This is a genomic window from Microbacterium sp. SD291 (genome assembly GCF_017355365.1).
Lineage (GTDB): Bacteria > Actinomycetota > Actinomycetes > Actinomycetales > Microbacteriaceae > Microbacterium.
The window spans coordinates 161,379-180,746 of record NZ_JADIJR010000004.1; the positions used below are offsets into that span (position 1 = coordinate 161,379).

At 68.3% G+C, this 19,368-nt stretch carries 17 protein-coding genes; 8 read left to right on the plus strand and 9 right to left on the minus strand.

Translation table 11 applies throughout. From position 1 onward, the window contains the following. Window positions 1-24 precede the first annotated feature (24 nt). Window positions 25-1,008, plus strand: a complete 984-nt coding sequence (locus IPV10_RS04045) for a LacI family DNA-binding transcriptional regulator (RefSeq protein ID WP_307861052.1) — start codon at window positions 25-27, stop codon at window positions 1,006-1,008. Then, complete coding sequence (locus IPV10_RS04050; RefSeq protein WP_207480667.1) at window positions 1,005-2,111, plus strand: glycerate kinase; 1,107 nt, start codon at window positions 1,005-1,007, stop codon at window positions 2,109-2,111. Before IPV10_RS04045 ends, IPV10_RS04050 begins: the two co-directional genes overlap by 4 nt. A gap of 151 nt (window positions 2,112-2,262) precedes the next feature. Here the strand turns inward: IPV10_RS04050 and pgm are convergent, their stop codons facing one another. Beyond that, window positions 2,263-3,924 (minus strand): phosphoglucomutase (alpha-D-glucose-1,6-bisphosphate-dependent), encoded by a 1,662-nt coding sequence (pgm, locus tag IPV10_RS04055; protein ID WP_207480668.1) that lies wholly within the window; start codon window positions 3,922-3,924, stop codon window positions 2,263-2,265. Between the two features lie 115 nt (window positions 3,925-4,039). Here pgm and pheA point away from each other — a divergent pair, with 115 nt between their 5' ends. Then, window positions 4,040-4,981: a prephenate dehydratase gene (gene pheA / locus IPV10_RS04060; RefSeq protein ID WP_207480670.1), complete on the plus strand. Its 942-nt coding sequence runs from the start codon at window positions 4,040-4,042 to the stop codon at window positions 4,979-4,981. Window positions 4,982-5,253: 272 nt separating this feature from the next. Here pheA and IPV10_RS04065 read toward each other — a convergent pair whose 3' ends face one another. The 3 genes from IPV10_RS04065 to IPV10_RS04075 form a co-directional block, all read right to left on the minus strand. Then, window positions 5,254-6,174: an endonuclease domain-containing protein gene (locus tag IPV10_RS04065; RefSeq protein ID WP_207480672.1), complete on the minus strand. Its 921-nt coding sequence runs from the start codon at window positions 6,172-6,174 to the stop codon at window positions 5,254-5,256. Window positions 6,175-6,403: 229 nt separating this feature from the next. After that, on the minus strand, window positions 6,404-7,444 hold the full coding sequence (locus IPV10_RS04070; RefSeq protein WP_207480674.1) for an LLM class flavin-dependent oxidoreductase: 1,041 nt from the start codon (window positions 7,442-7,444) through the stop codon (window positions 6,404-6,406). Window positions 7,445-7,491: 47 nt separating this feature from the next. Further along, window positions 7,492-7,935, minus strand: coding sequence for an SRPBCC family protein (locus IPV10_RS04075; RefSeq protein ID WP_207480676.1), 444 nt, complete (start codon window positions 7,933-7,935; stop codon window positions 7,492-7,494). Window positions 7,936-8,129: 194 nt separating this feature from the next. Between IPV10_RS04075 and IPV10_RS04080 the strand changes: the two genes are divergently transcribed. Together IPV10_RS04080 and IPV10_RS04085 are read left to right on the plus strand one after the other, a co-directional pair. Continuing rightward, window positions 8,130-8,762 (plus strand): phosphoribosyltransferase, encoded by a 633-nt coding sequence (locus IPV10_RS04080; protein ID WP_207480678.1) that lies wholly within the window; start codon window positions 8,130-8,132, stop codon window positions 8,760-8,762. 36 nt (window positions 8,763-8,798) lie between these two features. Further along, complete coding sequence (locus tag IPV10_RS04085) at window positions 8,799-10,529, plus strand: sodium:proton antiporter (protein ID WP_207480680.1); 1,731 nt, start codon at window positions 8,799-8,801, stop codon at window positions 10,527-10,529. A 298-nt stretch (window positions 10,530-10,827) separates the two neighbouring features. Here the strand turns inward: IPV10_RS04085 and IPV10_RS04090 are convergent, their stop codons facing one another. Both IPV10_RS04090 and IPV10_RS04095 read right to left on the minus strand, forming a co-directional pair. Beyond that, window positions 10,828-12,282, minus strand: coding sequence for a dicarboxylate/amino acid:cation symporter (locus IPV10_RS04090; protein WP_207480682.1), 1,455 nt, complete (start codon window positions 12,280-12,282; stop codon window positions 10,828-10,830). A gap of 144 nt (window positions 12,283-12,426) precedes the next feature. Then, window positions 12,427-12,750, minus strand: coding sequence for a hypothetical protein (locus IPV10_RS04095; protein WP_207480684.1), 324 nt, complete (start codon window positions 12,748-12,750; stop codon window positions 12,427-12,429). Between the two features lie 96 nt (window positions 12,751-12,846). Here IPV10_RS04095 and IPV10_RS04100 point away from each other — a divergent pair, with 96 nt between their 5' ends. Further along, complete coding sequence (locus IPV10_RS04100; protein WP_207480686.1) at window positions 12,847-13,203, plus strand: YbjQ family protein; 357 nt, start codon at window positions 12,847-12,849, stop codon at window positions 13,201-13,203. A gap of 2 nt (window positions 13,204-13,205) precedes the next feature. On the opposite strand, the gene IPV10_RS04105 is transcribed toward IPV10_RS04100, so the two are convergent. The 3 genes from IPV10_RS04105 to IPV10_RS04115 all read right to left on the minus strand — a co-directional run bounded on the left by IPV10_RS04105 (window position 13,206) and on the right by IPV10_RS04115 (window position 15,052). After that, entirely contained in the window at window positions 13,206-14,441 is a 1,236-nt protein-coding gene (locus IPV10_RS04105; protein WP_207480688.1) for a type II toxin-antitoxin system HipA family toxin, read from the minus strand. Then, window positions 14,425-14,667 carry a helix-turn-helix transcriptional regulator gene (locus tag IPV10_RS04110; RefSeq protein WP_207480690.1) on the minus strand — a complete coding sequence of 81 codons (243 nt, stop codon included), beginning with the start codon at window positions 14,665-14,667 and terminating at the stop codon, window positions 14,425-14,427. The genes IPV10_RS04105 and IPV10_RS04110 overlap by 17 nt, the downstream gene beginning before the upstream one ends. 109 nt (window positions 14,668-14,776) lie before the next feature. Then, entirely contained in the window at window positions 14,777-15,052 is a 276-nt protein-coding gene (locus tag IPV10_RS04115) for a helix-turn-helix domain-containing protein (protein ID WP_207480691.1), read from the minus strand. A 175-nt stretch (window positions 15,053-15,227) separates the two neighbouring features. Here IPV10_RS04115 and IPV10_RS04120 point away from each other — a divergent pair, with 175 nt between their 5' ends. Continuing rightward, the gene (locus tag IPV10_RS04120) at window positions 15,228-18,095 is read left to right on the plus strand and encodes an SNF2-related protein (RefSeq protein WP_242684619.1); all 2,868 of its coding nucleotides are present in this window, start codon (window positions 15,228-15,230) and stop codon (window positions 18,093-18,095) included. Between the two features lie 34 nt (window positions 18,096-18,129). Further along, the coding region (locus tag IPV10_RS04125) for a site-specific DNA-methyltransferase (protein WP_207480693.1) at window positions 18,130-19,368 on the plus strand (1,239 nt) is incomplete at its 3' end.

Sequence of the window (19,368 nt, forward strand, 5' to 3'; positions counted from 1 at the left end):
GGTGCGGCCGCGACACTGCACGACGTGGCACGTGAAGCGGGTGTCTCGCTGGCGACGGCATCCCGCGTCCTGAACGGGTCCGAGCGCAAGGTGGCCGAGTCCTTCCGTGAGCGCGTGGAGCAGGCGGCGACGTCGCTCGGGTACACCGCGAACGTGTCGGCGCAGGCGACGGCACGCGGCACGTCGCCGGTGATCGCGCTGCTCGTCGCGGACATCGCCGACCCGTACTTCGGCCTGATCGCCTCGGGGGTGGCCCGCGGCGCCGACGAGCAGGGTCTGGTCGTGACGATCGCGATCACCGAGCGGGATCCGGCCCGTGAGGCGCGGATCGTGCGCGCTCTGCGCGGCCAGCGTCCGCAGGGGCTGATCCTCGCCGCATCCCGCACGCGTGACGAGGCGAGCTCCGACACCGCCCGCGAGCTCGCCGAGTTCGCGAAGCTCGGCGGGCGCATCGTGACGTTCGGCGAAGGCGGCTCGGACGACCGCCATGTGGAGATCGACAACCGCGCAGGTGCCGAGGCGCTCGGGCGCCGGATGGCGGAGCTCGGGTACCGGTCGGCGACCGCGCTGGCGGCGGCCGAGGGCGTGCGCACCTCCGACGAGCGTCTCGCCGGCTTCCGGGCCGGCTTCGAGTCGGCCGGAGGCGCGGTCGACCGGGTGCTCCGCGGGGACTTCCGCCGCGAATCCGGTGCATCGCTGATGGAGCAGGCCCTCGCCGACGGCATCCCGTCCGGGACCCTGGTGTTCGGGATGAGCGACGTCGTGGCCATCGGTGCGATGTCGGCGATCCGTGACGCCGGTCGCGAGATCGGCGACGACATCGCCGTCTGCGGCTTCGACGACGTGCCCTCGAGCAGCGACGTCACTCCGGCGCTGACGACCGTGCGGGTGCCGCTGAGCGAAGTCGGCTACCAGGCGTTCCGCGCGACGGTGGATGCGGACTGGCAGCAGCCGCCGCTGCCGCTCGACGTGGTCGTGCGCGCGAGCACGCCGGGGACCGCGCGATGACGCGGGTCGTGCTGGCGCCGGACAGCTTCAAGGGCACGATCACTGCGGCGGATGCCGCGGCGGCTCTCGCGGAAGGCTGGGCGTCCGTCGACCCGTCTGCGGAGTTCGTGCACCGTCCGATGGCGGACGGCGGGGAGGGCACGGTGTCGGCCTTCGAGGCGGCGGTTCCGGGTGCGAAGCGGATGCCGGTGACGGTCGAGGGCCCCGCGGGGGAGACGATCACAGCATCCTGGCTGCTGCTGCCGGCCACCGCGGATGCGCCGGCGGGAACCGCGGTCGTGGACCTCGCCTCCACGTCCGGCATCGAGCTGCTCACCGAGCTGCGCCCGTGGGATGCCGATACGACCGGCTTCGGCCAGGCGATCGCCGCGGCCCTCGACCACGGCGTCTCGCGGCTCGTGGTCGGCATCGGATCGAGCTCGTCCACCGACGGCGGCACCGGGATGCTGAGCGCGCTCGGCGCCCGCTTCCTCGACGCGGCCGGAGCGCCGGTCGCGCGCGGCGCGCAGGGACTCGGCGACCTGGCATCCGTCGATCTCTCCGGCCTCCGGCCGGCGCCCGAGGTGCGGGTCCTGACGGATGTGACCAACCCGCTGACCGGTGATCGTGGAGCCGCCGCAGTGTTCGGCCCGCAGAAGGGGCTCACCGATCCGGCGGACATCGCCGCCGTCGACGCGGCACTCGGACGGCTCGCATCCCTGCTCGGCCTCGATGCGGCGCTGCCCGGCACCGGCGCCGCCGGCGGGACCGGCGGGGCGCTCGTCTCCTGGGGTGGAGTGCTCGCACCGGGAGCCGCGGAGGTCGCCGAGCTGATCGGCCTCGCCGACGCGATCGCCGGCGCCGATGTCGTCATCACGGGCGAGGGGTCGTACGACGGGCAGTCCGGCGACGGCAAGGTCCCGTCGTTCATCGCGTCGCTCGCTGCCTCGTCGTCGGTGAGGCCGCTTCTGGCCGCGGGGCGGATCACGGCGGATGCCGACACGTCGCTGTTCACGGCATCCGCGTCGCTGACCTCGCTCGCGGGGTCGTCGGAGGCGGCTCTCGCCGAGCCCGCGATCTGGCTGCGCGCCGCGGGCGCGGCGCTCGCACGCTCCGTGGCCTGAGGCCGTCGGCTCACTCGGCTCGCGCGGGGAGAGTTCGGTCCTTCGGCCGGGGATGGATTCGGCCGGTTCCGGAGGCGTGAGCCAGCGGATCCCATCCCCACGCGTCGCCGCGCGCCGGATCGGCTCGCCCGAGCGAAAGTCGGTGCCCGGGTCAGCCGCCGAGAGCCGCCGACACGACCGCGCGGGCCTCGGTCTGCACCTCAGCGAGGTGCTCGGGGCCGCGCAGGCTCTCGGCGTAGAGCTTGTAGACGTCCTCCGTGCCGGACGGGCGCGCCGCGAACCACGCGTGCTCGGTCTGCACCTTGAGGCCGCCGATGGCCGCGCCGTTGCCCGGCGCGTGCGACAGCTTGGCGGTGATCGCCTCGCCGGCCAGGGTGGTCGCGCTGACGGCATCCGGTGCCAGCTTTCCGAGCGTCGCCTTCTGCTCCGGCGTGGCCGGAGCGTCGACCCGCTGATAGGCGGATGCTCCGAACGCCTCCTCGAGCTCGCGGTACCGTTCCGACGGTGTCTTGCCCGTGACGGCGATGATCTCGGCTGCCAGCAGGCAGAGCAGGATGCCGTCCTTGTCCGTCGACCAGACCGATCCGTCCTTGCGGAGGAACGACGCTCCGGCCGACTCCTCGCCGCCGAACGCGACGGAGCCGTCGAGCAGCCCCGGCACGAACCACTTGAACCCCACCGGGACCTCCAGCAGCCGGCGGCCGAGTGACTCGGCGACGCGGTCGATGATCATCGACGAGACGAGGGTCTTGCCGATCGCGGCGTCACGCGGCCACTCGGCGCGGTGCGAGAACAGGTAGTCGATGGCGACGGCGAGGTAGTGGTTCGGGTTCATCAGGCCGGCATCCGGCGTGACGATCCCGTGGCGATCGGCATCCGCATCGTTTCCGGTGAGGACGTCGAAGTCGCCCTTCTTCGCCACAAGAGACGCCATCGCGCTCGGCGACGACGGATCCATCCGGATCTTCTCGTCCCAGTCCAGGGTCATGAAGCGCCAGGTCGGGTCGACCTCCGGGTTGACGACGGTGAGGTCGAGCTCGTGCACCTCCTTGATCAGCGCCCAGTACTCGACGGATGCCCCGCCCAGCGGGTCGGCGCCGATGCGCACGCCTGCCTTGCGGATCGCGTCGATGTCGATGATCGATGAGAGGTCGCGCACGTAGGCGTCCCGGAAGTCGTAGCCGGGCAGTGCGTCCCAGTCGATGTCGGCGAAGCGCTCGCGCTTCACGCCCTCGAGACCGTTCGCGATCAGCTCGTTCGCGCGGTCGGCGATCCACCCCGTGGCATCCGTGTCTGCAGGTCCGCCGTGCGGCGGGTTGTACTTGAAGCCGCCGTCGCGCGGCGGGTTGTGCGACGGTGTGACCACGATGCCGTCGGCCCGGCCGGCGTTGTCCTCTCCCGGTCCCTGAGCCTGTGGAAGGGCGCGGTTGAAGGTGAGGATCGCGTGGCTCAGCGCCGGCGTCGGCACCCAGGCGTCCCGCGAGTCGACGCGGACGTCGACGCCGTTCGCGACGAGCACCTCGATCGCGCTGCGCTCGGCCGGCAGCGACAGGGCGTGCGTGTCGCGGCCGAGGAACAGCGGGCCGGTGATGCCCTGTCCGGCCCGGTAGTCCACGATCGCCTGGGTCGTCGCGAGGATGTGATTCTCGTTGAAGCTGTTCGACAGCGAGGAGCCGCGGTGGCCGCTGGTGCCGAACACGACCCGCTCGCCTGCGACGGCGGGGTCCGGGACGCGATCGTAATAGGCGGCGATCAGCTCGTCGACATCGATGAGGTCACTTTCCTCCGCGGGGAGGCCTGCACGGCTCGTCATGCACACAGTCTGCCCCGAGTGCGCCGATCGTGCACGTCACATTTCCGAAGCGGCGCCGGGTTTCGTCTCGCGCCGGGGCGCCGGGTGCCTGATCCGGTGCGACTAGGCTTGCCGCGTGACCGAACGCCGCACCTACAGCTACCTGGGCCCCGCCGGAACTTTCACGGAAGCTGCGCTCGAGCAGGTGGCGGAAGCCCGCGGACACGACTGGCGGCCCGTGCACAACGTGGGCGAGGCGCTCGACGACGTGCTCTCGGGAGTATCGGATGCCGCGATGATCGCGATCGAGAACTCGATCGAGGGTGGCGTCTCCACCACCCAGGACGCACTGGCGACGCTGCCCGGGCTGCGCATCATCGGCGAGTACCTGGTGCGCGTGAACTTCGTGCTCGTCGCGCCGCGCGGCACGGAGCTCTCCGACGTCACCGTCATCGCCGCGCACCCTGTCGCGTACGCGCAGTGCCACGGCTGGCTCGGCGCGAACATCCCCTCGCACTCGCACGTGCCGGCGGCCAGCAACGTGGCCTCGGCCATCGGCGTGCTCGACGGCACCCTTCCCGCACAGGCGGCCATCGCGGCGCCCGGGATCGTGAACCACTACGACGTCGACGTGCTCGCCGAGGACATCGGCGACAACGTCCAGGCGGTGACCCGCTTCGTGCTCGTCGCCCGCACCACCACGCCGCCGGCGCCGACAGGGGCCGACAAGACCTCGCTGATCGTCGAGCTTCCGCACGACCACCCGGGCTCGCTGCTGGAGATGCTCGAGCAGTTCTCCACCAGGGGCATCAACCTCTCGCTCATCGAGTCGCGTCCGATCGGCGACGAGCTCGGTCGCTACCGGTTCGTCATCGACGCGGACGGCCACATCGAGCACGAGCGCATGGCCGATGCCCTGCTCGGCATCCGTCGTTTCAGCCCCCGCGTGGTCTTCCTCGGGTCGTACCCGCGCGCCGACCGGCAGATCGTGCAGTACCCGGACCGCTACGCCGACGACGTGTTCGTCGAGGCGCGCGACTGGCTTCGCGGCATCCTCTCCGGCGAGCCGGAGGCGTAGGACCGGGCGTCGGCGTCTTGCGCCGGCGTGTGCCGGCACGTGCGGCCTGTGCTGGCGCGTACGGCTTGCGCGGGCGCGCGCATCGGTCTGGCCGGGTCAAAATCGCACTTGCGCCCGGTCCGAGGTCAAAGACGCATCCGGCAAGGCGATCAGGGATGCTCTTCTGACCACGCACGTTCGGCACGAGGTGTTGCGGATGCTCATTTGGCCACGCACGTTCGGCACGAGGTGTTGCGGATGCTCTTTTGGCCACGCACCGGCGGCACCTGCACTCAGCGCGAGGCGATCGCGTTGCGGATTCGGCGCAGCAGGGCAGCGCCACCGTCCTGGAGATCGAGCTCGGTGACCCGGATCACGATCCAGCCGAGATCCTCGAGGTCGCGCTGGCGCTGGATGTCCTTCCGCCACTGATCGCGACTCGTGCGGTGGCCGTCACCTTCGTACTCGATCGCGATCCTGAGTTCGGGATACCCGAGGTCGACGCGTGCGACGAACCTTCCGCTGTCGAACACGGAATGCTGCACCGCCGGTTCGGGCAGGCCGGCAGCGACGATGACCAATCGCGTCTCGGTCTCCTTGGGTGACTCCACGCCCTCCCGAGCCGAGTCGAGAGCACTGCGCACTCGACCACAGCAGGGGAAGCGCCCCCAGTCGCGCAGGCGCTGCTCGATCGCAGCCACAGTGCTGATGGGACGCCCCTTGCGGAGGCCGGGGTAATTGTCGGCGGTGGTGATGAGCGCATCGAGCAGGATGACGATCTGATCATCAGTCAGGTCACCTGCGCACATGAAGAGCGCGGCGGTCGGGTCGACGACGGGGATGCCTGCAACTCGCCACCCGCGTGCACGGCCCCGGGCTAGACGCAGACCCTTCACTCCTGGGGTGCGCGGGCGCACGGCATCCGTCGGCACGACGACGACAACGTCCTCGAGAGTCGTCCATGCGACCGGATACGGGAGCCCCCACACGTGGAGCGCGGTGCTGCTGCCGACCAACTGTCCGGGACGGAGACGCGGGACGAGGTTCTGCACCCGCTGCAATGGCGTCGTCGGCGCGCGCCGTGCGCGCACCGCGTGGAAGGGGCGTGCCAGGTCGCGCGCGGCGCTGCGGCCGCGACCGACGCCGTGCTCTCTCGCATCGGCCACGGTGAACTGAGTGCCGAGAGCCTCCGGCAGGGCTGTCCTGTGTCGCATCGCACCAGCATCCGAAATCAGCGAACCTCGCTGGCGTTCGATCCGACCTGTTCCCGGGAATTGTGGACAGTTCCCACCTGTGGACGGCCATCGCCCGATCATGCGAGGTCGATTTCGCACCCGCCGTGCCGTGCGAGGCCACAAAGACACCGCAATTGCGTCGTGAAGGTGCGTCATCGACCCCGCACGGGGCGACCGCGGAGAGGGGACGGGCGGTGAACCAGGCGCGTCAGAGGGCGGCGGCGACCAGCTCGAGGGTCTGGACGCGACCGGGGGACGCGTCGAGCGGCTCGGCCTCGTACGACGCTGCGACCGGGGACAGCATCACCTCGTCGACGCCGTACCGGTCGGCGAAAGCCTGCACCTCGGACGCGACAGAAGCACCCGTGCCGACGAACCATCGCGACCGGGCGGCCTCGACGACCTGCTGCGTCGCGGCATCCGCAACGGACGAGGCTTCGAGAGCCTGCTCGACGGTCTCGAGCGCGGTCAGCGGCTGGTTCAACCGCAGGCGCGCCATCATGTGCAGCTGCGGGAGCGCCCGCGCCTCGGCCTCCTCCTGCGTGGGGGCGGCGACGGCGTTGACCGTGAGGAAGGTCCGCGGCTCAGGATGCTCCTCGCTCGGCTGGTAGCCGGTGCGGTACAGGTCGAGCGCACGCTCGAGACCGTGCCCGGAGAAGTGGTTGGCGAAGACGTACGGCAGGCCGTGGGATGCCGCGAGCTGGGCCGAGTAGTCGCTCGAGCCGAGCAGCCACAGCTCCGGCGTCCCGGTGGCGGCGGGCGTCGCGCGCACGGTGTACTCGCCGCCCGAGGTGAAGCGCACCGTCGCGCCCTCGCCGGAGAGGAGTGCGGCGATGTCCTGCACGTTGCGCGGGAACTGCTCGACGTCGCTGGTGGTGCCGGACCCGCGCAGCAGCTGCGTGATCACGGGGTCGCTGCCCGGTGCGCGACCGAGGCCCAAGTCGATGCGGCCGGGAGCGATGGCCTCGAGCGCCGCGAACTGCTCGGCGACGATGAGCGGCGCGTGATTGGGCAGCATGACACCGCCCGACCCGAGCCGCAGCCTGGTGGTGCGGGCGGCGGCCGCCGCGATCAGCACCGGGGGAGTGGTGGATGCCACCGCCGGCATGTTGTGGTGCTCGGCGAACCAGTACCGGCGGTAGCCGAGCCTGTCGGCGGCCTCCGCGAGGGAGAGGGAGGCGGCGATCGCCTCTGCACTGGTCTGCCCGGTGCGCACCGGGACGAGGTCGAGGACGGAGAGAGCAGTCACTCAGGCCTCAACCCGCCGCCGTCCCGCCGCATTCCCGCGGTGCGGAGTCAGCCGCGCGCCTCGAGGATCTCCTTGATCCGGGCGAGGTCGCGGGTGGTGGCGCGCCGCATGGCGGCTTCCATCAGGGGTGCGGAGATCTTCGCGAAGCCCGAGGGAGAGCCGGAGTTCTGCAGCGTCATCCGGGTCGAGCCGTCGCCGACCGGGGTCCAGGTGTACGTGGTGCGCATCGGAAACGGGCCCTGGGTAGTCTGCATGGCCAGTCGCTGACCGGGCACGAGCTCGACGATCTCATACGTGTACGCGAGCGTCCGGCCGAGGAACCGTGCCTCGAAGTCCATCCGCGCCCCGACCGCGACAGCGGGGTCGCCGTGCCAGCGCACGGAGCGGATGTTGCCGTACCACTCGGGGGCGTTCCCCGGGTCGCCGGCGTAGGCCGCGACCGCCTCGGCCGGCCGCTCGATGATCGTCTCGACGGTGACATCGACTGACATCCGCGCCTCCTTCGGCAGGCGGCGCATCGGGGGATCGCCGCGTGCGACAACAGTATCCGGATGGCGCCGGACCTGAGAGGACGAGCCGGCCGGGGAGCGCGCCTAGCCCGAATCCCGCGCTTCCGCGCGGGGGTTGACCGGATTCGGGGACAGGGGTAATCCGGAACCGACGGCAAGAGCATGCGGAGGCCGACATGGAGCGTTTCAAGGACCGGCAGCAGGCGGGGCGGATGCTCGCGGCGCGCCTGTCCGAACGCACGCGTCACCATCCCGTGGTGCTGGGCCTGCCGCGCGGCGGCGTGCCCGTCGCGGCAGAGGTCGCCGCAGGTCTCGCGGCTCCCCTGGATGTGCTCGTGGTGCGCAAGCTCGGGGTCCCCTGGCATCCGGAGGTCGCGATGGGCGCCGTCGGCGAGGGTGACGCGACGGTTCTGAACACCGACGTCACCGCCGCTGCGCGGGTCACGACCGAAGATGTCGAGCAGGCTGAGCGGCGCGAGCGCGCGGAGGTCGAGCAGCGGGTCATGAGGTTCCGCGAGGGGCATCCGCCGATCGACCTGCACGGCAGGACCGCGATCATCGTCGATGACGGCATCGCGACCGGCGCCACGGCCAGGGCGGCATGCTCGATCGCGAGGGAGCGGGGCGCGGCATCCGTCGTCGTCGCAGTCCCCGTCGCGTCGTCGGACGCGCTGCGCACCCTGGACGAAGCCGATGAGGTCGTCTGCCTGTACGAGCCGGAGGACTTCATGGCGGTCGGGATGCACTACATCGACTTCCGCCAGGTGGAGGATCACGAGGTGGTGGAGCTGCTCCGGGCTGAGCGCTGACGCAGAGCGGCGGGGTGCCGCGGCTACGCTTCGAGCATGGATGCGGAGATCTTCTATGTTCTCGTCGGGGCGGTCGTGGTCGCGGCGGTCGCGCGCTGGCGAGGATGGCCCGCACCGCTGCTCGTGACGGTCGCCGCGCTCGCGGCATCCTTCCTGCCGTTCGTCCCCGACCTCGAGATCGACGGCCATGTCCTGCTGAACCTCGTGCTCCCGCCGCTGTTGTACTCGGCGGCGCTCGATGTCTCCTTCGTCGGGTTCAAGCGAAGCCTGCCGCAGATCCGGCGTCTTGGCATCTGGCTGGTGCTGCTCACGGCGCTCGCCGTCGGCCTGGTCGCCTGGTGGATATTCCCCTCGCTCACCCTGCCAGGTGCCCTTCTGCTCGGGGCGATCGTCGCTCCGCCCGACGCCGTCTCGGCCGCCGCGATCGGCCGGAGGCTGGGGCTGCCGCGGCGCATCATGACGGTGCTGTCGGGGGAGAGCCTGATCAACGATGCCACCTCGCTGACCCTGTACCGGGTGTTCGCGCTCATCCTGACGGGAGCCACCGTCACGGTCCTGAACGGGGTTCTGCAGTTCCTCCTCGCCGTCGGTGTCGGCGTCGCTGTCGGGCTCGTGTTCGGGATCGTGCTGCATCAGCTGCGCATGCGCATCAGCGATCCGGTCGTGATCGGCACCTTCGGCCTGCTCGCACCGTTCGGGGCGTACGCGATCGCCGAGCACCTGCTCGGCTCGGGGGTGCTCGCCGTCGTCGCGATGGGACTCTACGTCGGATTCAACGCGCCGCGCACCGACTACACGACGCGTCAGCAGGAGACGCCGCTGTGGCTCTCCGCCGATCTGCTGCTGGAGAGCTTCGTGTTCGCGTACATCGGGCTGCAGTTCCCGCGGGTGCTCAACGATCTCGGCGACGAGTCGGTCGGGCGGATCCTGCTGCTGTCGGCGGCCGTGCTCGTGGTGGTGCTGATCGTTCGGCCGCTCTACATCTATCCGGCGAACGCCTGGGCGAACCTCCTCGACCGGCGCCGGCTCGCGCGCATGGACCGGGGCATCGAGTCCGGCGAGTTCGACAGGAGGCGTGAACAGTCGCGGCGCTGGCGGGATCGCAGCACCGACGACCTGCGCACCAGGATCGTGCGGGACAGGATGGCGGGGCTCCAGCTCACCTGGAAGGACAACGCCGTCATCTCCTGGGCGGGGATGCGGGGCGTGGTGACGCTAGCCACCGCGCTCGCGGCCGCCGATCTCGCCACTCTCGATGCCGATGCCTCGCACGCCATCGTCGTGGTCGCGTTCATCGTGACGGTCGGCACGCTGCTGCTGCAGGGATTGACGCTGCCGCTGCTGATCCGCCGCCTCGGCATCGCGAGCGAAGTCGATCATGCGGATGACGAGAAGGCGCTCGCCGAGGTCAGGGCGAAGAGCCGGGAGGCGGGGAAGGCCTACCTGGCCGCGCAGCGTGTCGCGTGGGAGGCGAAGCACGGCAGCGTCGACCTCAGCGTCTTCGACGCTTTCACGACGAGGATGACCAGGGTCGAGAAGGACACCGACCAGGCGCAGGAGGTGGAGGATGCCGTCGCGCGGCCGTCGTACGACGATCTGGTCGCCCTGTCGAAGGGGTGGCTGCAGGTGCGGCGCAGCATCCTGCTCGCGGAGCGGGACGCGGGAAACCTCGACGAGGAGGTCATGCGCGAGATGATGACGGCGATGGATGCCGAGGAGCTGGCGCTCGACACCCGCGGGGCGGCGAGGCTGCCGGGCCGGGCGTAGCAGTATCCGACTCAGAGGCATCCGCTTGTGCGCCCGCTCGGGCACGGCCCGGCGCCGAGCGGGGAGGGCGGTCGCCGTGCGGTTGGTGGCTGCGACGGGGCGGCGTTCACAACTCCGGAGATCTGTGCCGTCGCGCGCGCTTCACGGGCGGGATGACGGGGGCTCTGGTGCTGGCGACCCACGTTTCTCCGGAGTTGTGGAGCGGACATCGGCGAGCTGAGCGACACCGAGGGGAAACGCGAGGAGCGCCCCGTCCCGGTGAGGGGACGAGGCGCTCCAGGCGCGAGAGGACTGCGGGTCAGCGGGCGCCGACGGGCTCCGGATCCTTGTCGGAGACGGCATCCGGCTCACCGGCATCCGCGTCTCCGGCGTCGTCGGCTGCTTCGTCTGCCGAGTCGTCGGCGAAGGGCAGGCCCTCGCGGGGCGCGTTGTAGAGCTCCTCGTCGAGGATGCCCTCGCGCTTGGCGACGATGGTCGGCACGAGTGCCTGGCCCGCGACGTTGACCGCCGTGCGGCCCATGTCGAGGATCGGGTCGATCGCGAGGAGGAGTCCGACGCCCTCGAGGGGCAGGCCGAGGGTCGACAGCGTCAGCGTGAGCATGACGGTCGCACCGGTGGTGCCCGCGGTGGCGGCGGAGCCGACGACCGAGACCAGCACGATCAGCAGGTACTGGACGATGTTCAGCTCGATGCCGAAGAACTGGGCGACGAAGATCGCGGCGATGGCCGGGTAGATCGCGGCGCAGCCGTCCATCTTCGTGGTCGCGCCGAACGGCACGGCGAACGAGGCGTACGAGCGGGGCACGCCGAGGTTGCGCTCGGTGACGCGCTCGGTGAGCGGCAGCGTGCCGATCGAGGAGCGGCTGACGAAGGCCAGCTGCACGGCGGGCCAGACGCCCGAGAAGTACTGCTTGATCGACAGGCCGTGCGTCTTCACCAGGATCGGGTAGACGACGAACAGCACCAGTGCGAGGCCGATGTAGATCGCGATCGCGAACCAGCCGAGGGCCGCGAGCTTCTCCCAGCCGTACTTCACGACGGCGGCGCCGATGAGGCCGAAGGTGCCGATCGGGGCGATGCGGATGATCCACCAGAGCACCCGCTGGATGACCTTGAGCAGCGACTCGGTGAACGCGAGGAACGGCTCGGCCTTCTTGCCTGCCTTCAGGGCGGCGATGCCGACGACCACGGCCACGACGATGACCTGCAGGATGTTGAAGTTCACGCTCGAGCTGAACGTGCCCTCGACGGCGCCGGGGTTCGTGCTGACGCTGAGGCCGAGGAAGTTCTGCGGGATGAGCCCGAGGAGGAAGTTCCACCACGTGCCGACCGTGTAGGGGTCGCCGGGCTCGAGGCCCGCGCCGGCCTTGGAGCCGGGCTGGATGACCAGGCCCAGCACGATGCCGATCGTGACCGCGATGAAGGCGGTGATGCCGAACCAGAGGAGGGTCTGGCCGGCGAGGCGCGCGGCGTTCTGGACGCGGCGCAGGTTCGAGATGCTCGCGACGATCGCGGTGAAGATCAGCGGGACGACGGCTGCGCGCAGCAGCGTCACGTACGAGCTTCCGATCGTGTCGAGGGTCGCGGACAGGCCGTTCGGTGCCTCGGCCGTGGCGCCGAGCTGGCGGGCGATGAGGCCGGCGGCGACGCCGAGGACGAGAGCGGCGAGGATCTGGAAGCCGAACGAGGTCAGCAGCTTCCGGATCGGTCCGCGGGTGTCAGGCGCCTTGGCGGCGCGTGCGGTGGTGCTCATTGCGGGGACTCCAGAAATCGTGGCGTGCCGTGTACACGCCCATAACGCTCAACGCTAGGAGAGCGTTTTCATTCCGGGGGCCGGTATGACGAAGGATGACGGACGCTGCAAGCATCCGTCATCCTCCGTCATCGTGCGCAACCGTCAGGCGGTGCACTCCGCGAGGTTGTCCTGGAGGATCTGCGTGGTGAGATCGCGGTCCTCGACGCTGGACTGCTTGTCCTCGCCGTCGGCGAGGTATCGGAGGGTCTCGTCACTGAGGTCGGAGTCGACGAGGTGGTCGGCGAGGCAGGCGGCGGCGTCTGCGTCGATCTGGTCGCCCATGCCCTGCTCGTCGAAGAACTGGGTCAGGCCGTCGGCGACCTGATCGGCGGTCGGGCGCGCCGCCCCGCCGCAGGCAGCGAGCGAGAAGGCGAGGGCCGCGATGGGCAGTGCCAGGAGGAGGCGGGACGGTGTGCGCGTGTTCATGGGATCAACGGTACGCGTTCACAGCGGATCGATAGGGAGATGCGGGTGGGCAGAATTCCCCATGCCGTCCCGGCATCCGTCTGACACGATGGCGTCATGTTCATGGTGACGACGAACGACATCCCCGGCTACCGCATCACGCAGGTGCTCGGCGAGGTGATGGGGCTGACGGTGCGGTCGACCGACTTCGGGCAGAACTTCACTGCCGGGTTCCGCTCGCTTGGCGGCGGCGAGATCCCCGAGTACACCCAGGTGATGTACGAGAGCCGCCAGGTCGTCATGGGACGGATGTGGGCGGAAGCCCAGCAGCGCGGCGGCAATGCGATCGTCGCCATGCGGTTCGACGCCGGATCGATCGGCAACTTCAGCGAGATCTGCGCGTACGGGACTGCGGTCGTGGTGGAGCCGGTGGGGGTGGCGGCGCCTGCGGCCGCTGCGCCTCCTGCGGGCTGAGGTCAGGAGGTCGCGGCGCCGACGGCGCCGACGGCGTCGCCGGCCTGCAGATTGCGGATGAAGCGCTGAATCTGAGAGCGGAGACCGGGGCGTGAACCGGGAAGCGGGCTCTCCGTGGCGACGAGCGCCTCGATCCTTTCGAGGGCGTCGTCGATGATCGCCGTCGAGCGCCGCAGGCCCCAGCCGCTGAACTCGGCGTCGAGGTCGGCGCGGGTCAACGCCGCATGCCGATAGGTGCCGTTGACGGCCAGGGCCATACGGCCGCCGTCGTCGCGCACCTGAGGGACGACGTCGTATGCGGGGGCGAGACGGACCTCGCCGTCGGCAGGATGCAGCAGCGAGATGTTCTTGGTGTGCAGATCGAGGTCGCCGATCGCCGTTGCGAGCGTGACCCGCTCCGCCAGCATCCGCAGGTCACGGGCGGACGAGTTCCGGCGCAGCACGTCGGCGACTCGGCGCAGGCTCACCACGCCGCCGATCTCCTGGTATTTCTGATTGCCGCGCGCGCCGAGGGCCTGGTTGAAGTCCTCCTGGTGGATGCGCGAACCCGCGGCCCGGTCATATCGCTCGATGACGATGGCAGGCAGCCCGTCGAAATCCTCGATCCGCGAATCGAACGAGGCGAGCCCGAGGCCTCGGGCGATGCGCGAGCCGTACTCCTCGTCGTAGATGATGGTCCCGCGGTCGCCATCGAGTCGGGGCTTCAGGATGTGCGTCGTCGGATGACCGCCGATCGCCTGGGCCCATCCGTCGTCCGTGCGGGCGAGGAGGATCTTCGGCTGGATACCGCCGAGCGACGTCCTTCCCATTCGCGTCGTGTTGCCCAGGGGTGCGCCGACGGGATCTTCCAGAAGGACCCGGATGCCGCGTTCGTCGACGGGCTCGAGACCCGGGGCGCGCGGTTCGGTCGGATCGTCCAGATCCCAGATCTGGAGCGCGCCGGCGACGTCGCGGCCGTATCGAGCGAGGAACGCCGGCACACCGTCGCGGCGCAGACCCGCCTGCGCGAGCATGTAGTCGTATTGGTCGCCTTCGGGGAGGAGTTCGGCGAACCAGTTCCGCCGACGTGCGGCGTGATCGCGACGCTGGACGGGCACGAGGGGGATCGCGACGGAGAGAACGGGGCTGTTCACCCCGAACTGCGCGATGGCCGAGGTGTCGGGCGTGAAGTCGAACGTGCGCGCGTCACCGTCGAGAGTGCCGATGCGGGTGTCGTGGAGCTCAACGGCCAGCCTCATCGGGCGCCTCCCAGCCGGCGGTCAACTCGAGCCCGGTCGCGTCGGCGATATCCAATAGACGACGCAGAAAGATCGTCGCCTTGCCGCTCTCCATCTCGCTGATGGTGCTCTGCGGAAGGTCGAGTTCTGCGGCCAGCTCGGTCTGGGACAGTCCGCGCGCGAGTCGGGACTGTTGCAGGGCGAGTCCGATGTCGTTCGGCGTGCGCAGTCGCGCGGTGTACTTCATTCGCGGACTCCTATCGTCATATTCCGATAGTAACGCGATATCGGGAAATCGCAATAGGGAGTGAGTATCGGGAAATCGCGATAGGCCTCGATCGGCCGTGGCGTCTCGTTCAGCCGGCCTTCAGGCGACCTTCTACTGGTCGAGCCCCGAAGTCCGCGGGCGTCAACGCTTCGAGGAAGTGCCCGGGCTCGGCTTTCAGCGCATCCGCGATCCGGACGAGGGTCAGGATGCTGAGCATCGAGCGACCCGACTCGTAACTGCGGATGTTCGATGAGTCGATGCCGCTGAGCACCGCCAGCTCGTCCTGCGTGATGCCTCGACGCTTGCGCTCCTCGGCGATCCGCTTGCCGATCAAGGCCGCAGCGGGGGAGGGAGTTCGAGGCACCCGACAAGCCTGTTAGGCCACGGTAGATCGCACCAGGGTGCATGTCCCCGGGTACTTGTACACTCTGGCTTGTGATCAAGGAATCGGATGCTGCGCCTGAGCGACTCGTCAAATCGCGACAGCGCGAGGCCGATCATGGCGAAACAGGCGTCTTCTTTGCAGTCCAGGGGCACTCTTGACGCCCCTGACCGAGCACCAGGCGAAGTATTACGCGTACGAACTCGATCGCTCCTACTCCAGCGATCACGTCGGAAAGATCGCCGGGCTGCTCTTTGACGCACAAGTAGAGCCCAAGCCGCATCAGATCGACGCGGCGCTATTCGCCCTGCAGACCCCGTTTCTGCCCGGTGTGATCCTCGCGGACGAGGTCGGTCTCGGAAAGACCATTGAGGCCGGCATCATCATCTCCCAGTACTGGGCCGAGCGGCGACGCAGAATCCTCATCGTCGCACCGTCGACTCTCCGGCAGCAGTGGCAACAGGAGCTCGCCGAGAAGTTCCTCATCCCATCCGAGATTCTGGATCCACGGTCGAAGGATGCCCTGCTCTCGCCGTCCGGTGACAGGCAGTCGCCGGTGCTCATCTGCTCGTACGACTTCGCGCGGAGGCACGAGCAGCAGCTTCTCAGAGGCTGGGATCTCTTCGTCGCGGATGAAGCCCATCGGCTCCGCAATCACTGGACCGGGCAGGCGAAAGCGGCCGCTGCCGTTGCGCACATCGTGCGGAGCGCGCACAAGACAGTGCTCCTGACCGCCACTCCGCTGCAGAACCGGCTCGAAGAGCTCTACGGGCTGGTCTCGGTCTTCGACCCGACGTACTTCACGTCTCTCGAGGCATTCCGCGAGCGCTACGTGAAAAGCGGAGAGGACGACCTCGCCGAGCGGGTCTCGGCGATCTCGAAGCGAACGCTTCGGAAGGACGCCGACAGGTACATCCGTTTCACGCAGCGGCTGCCACTGACAGTCGAGTTCACCCCCTCGGAAGACGAACTGCGCCTGTACGACCTCGTCAACGGCTACCTGCAGCGGGACGAACTGTGGGCTTTCAGCGGGTCGCAGCGCCACCTCGCCGCACTGATCATCCGCAAACGACTGGGCTCCTCGACCTATGCGGTGGCGAGCACGCTCGAGCGGATTGCCACGCGGTTGGCGGAGGAGGCCGCGGCGGGTGGGAGGTCCGCACGAGGGGGCGGGTTTGTCGCGGAGTTCGCCGCGGGTGACGAACTCGGCGGCGAGGTACTCGACGACATGGCCGAGCACATCGGCATCGAGCCCAGCCGTTCGATCGATCCCAACCAGGTTGAGGCGATGGCTGCGGAAGCGCGGGAGCTCCGTGACTACGCGGAATTCGCGCGTTCGATCGTTGTGAACGAGAAGGCGGTCAAGCTGCTGGATGCGCTGGATCTCGGATTCGAAAGGCTTCGTGAGCTGGGCGCTGCTCAGAAGGCGATCATCTTCACCGATTCGACCAAGACACAGGAGTATCTCGCGAGGTCACTGCGCAGCGCGGGGCGCGGTGATGGACTCGTGCTGTTCAACGGCACGAACGACGGTGCAGAGCAGACACGGATCTACCACGCGTGGCTCGAGAAAAACCGTGACGGTGATCTGGTCACGGCGATTCCTGCGGTGGATCGTCGCAAGGCGCTCGTCGACTACTTCCGCACCGACGGAACGGTGATGATCGCCACGGAGGCTGCGGCTGAGGGCATCAATCTGCAGTTCTGCTCGATGCTCGTGAACTACGACCTTCCGTGGAATCCGCAGCGGGTCGAGCAGCGCATCGGCCGGGTGCATCGGTTCGGGCAGAAGTACAACGTCGTCGTCGTCAACTTCTCGAACAAGGGCAACGTCGCGGAAGCACGCATCCTCGAACTGCTGACCGATAAGTTCCAGCTCTTCTCGAGTGTGTTCGGTGCAAGCGATGAGGTGCTGGGTCAGATCGAGGACGGTCTCGACTTCGAGAAGACGATTGGCGAGATCCTCACTCGGTGCAGGACTGCTGATGAACTGGATGCCGCATTCGACGAGATCGCGTCGCGCTACGCGGGTGAGATCTCCCGCGAGATGTCAGCAGTGAAGGCGAAGGTGTTCGATCACCTCGATCCGAACGTGCAAGACCGGCTCCGGAGCTATGACAACGAAGCCGGAGAGGTGCTTAACCGATTCGAACGGATGCTGCTCGCCGTCACCCGCCACGAGCTTCGTGACCACGCGACGTTCGAGGATGATGGGCGCAGCTTTACAGTGCTCAAGTACCCGGTAGCTAACACCCTCCTGGGTCGCTACTACTTCAAATCGAAGCCGGTGAGCAACGCCCACCAGTACCGCTATTCGGGTCCGCTCGCCCAGCACGTCGTCCGCACGGCAAAGACACACGAGACCCCCGAATGCGCGCTCGTGTTCTCCACGACGGCGTCAGAACGGGTCTCGGCTCTCGCGAAAGAACTCGTCGGCTCGTCGGGGGTACTCACTGTCAGCGAACTCCGCTTCGCGATGAGCGCGCGCGGCGAGGAGATCTCCGAGTCATACATGCTCGCCGGCGCCATGACCGACTCCGGGCGCTTCCTCGACGAGGAGTACGTCGCGGCGCTGCTCGACCTCGCGTGCGTGAAGCAGCGCGAGATCGACGCCCCGCTCCACGTCGAGCGGCTCAGCGCTCCGCTCTCACAGCGGAAGCAGGAACTTACGCGCGAAGTGCAGGGGCGGAATGCGCGGCACTACGCGCAGCAGGAAGAGATCCTCTACCGCTCGCAGCAGGACCGTAAGGCGGAGCACGAGGGGCGCATCCGCGACTACCGCGCCAAGGAGAAGGATGCGCGTCGCCTCGCCAGGGCTGCGGATGACCCGATGGAGCAACTGCGCCAGAAGCGCGAAGCGCGCCGATGGGAGCAGAAGGCGGAAGACGCCGACGAAGAGTTCCGCTCCGTGCGCCGGAAGCTCCGCGAGGAAGCGGACTCCTACCTCGACCTGATCGAGCAGTCGCTCTCAGGCACCCAGACCACCGAACACCTCTTCACCATCCGCTGGCGGGTCGACGCCTGAGCGGCGTCTTCCCCTGTCTGAGAACGGCGACCGCATGACCGAGATCAACGAGACCCCTGGTTCGACCCCGAACTTCCGTACCGAGCTGGCCGCGCAACTGGAGGCGCTGGTTCCCGAGGCCATCGCCGACGGCAAGATCGACGTCGAGAAGCTGAAGGAGCTTCTGTCGGAGGATGTCGCCGATGACAGTGAGCGCTTCGGTCTGTTCTGGCCCGGCAAGAAGAGGGCCATGCGCGCCGCGCAGGAGCCGACGACCGCCACGTTGCGGCCGGACTTCGAGAATTCGAAGGACTGGGATGCGACCCAGAACGTCTTCATCGAGGGCGACAACCTCGAGGTGCTGAAGATCCTCCAGAAGCACTATCACTCGAAGATCAAGATGATCTACATCGATCCGCCGTACAACACGGGCAAGGACTTCGTGTACCCGGACAATTACCGGGAGGGACTCGACACCTACCTCGAGTGGACCCGTCAGGTGAACGAAGAGGGGAAGAAGGTCGGGTCGAACCCCGAGACCGAGGGGCGCTATCACTCCAACTGGCTGAACATGATGTATCCGCGGCTCAAGCTCGCGCGGAATCTCCTGACCGACGACGGGGTGATTGCCGTATCAATCGATGACCACGAGGCCGACGCTTTGAAACGAACCATGGTGGAGATCTTCGGTGAAGCAAACTTCCTCGCGGAACTCGTCTGGGACAAGCAACACTCTCAGCAGCAAGGCGTTTTCAAGCGATACCACGAATATGTCATCGTTTTTGCGAGGTCCGTTGCGGCCCTTGGCGGCATATCTGGCGGTGAGGGCTTCATCGACGCTGGTGCGTTGAAGAAAGTTTCGCGCGCAAATCCGGCCAGCGAGTTTACGTTCCCGGCGGGAGTGCGTTTCGATGCGCCCGACGGCACCACGCTCTCGGGGGCATTCGGTGATTCGGAACAAGTGACGGTCGTGGATGGAACTCTTGAAGCACGCGACGGAAGGACCGTATCCCCGGTGACGTTGAGCGCGGGGTGGACCCAGAAAAACCAAATGCGGTCATGGTTTGCCGGCGAAGAGACTATCGACAGCAAGGGTCAGCGAGTTGTCGAGTTCTACTTCAACAGCGCAGGCAAGCTCAAGTCGCGCAAGGAGCGGGGCGTGATCACTCCGCCATCGATCCTGCCTCGCTATGGAATGGTCAGTGAGCAATCGGGAAGGCTTGATCTGCTCCTTGGTGGACACTATTTCGACACACCTAAGCCTGTGGCACTGATTGCAGATCTCGCGCGCTGG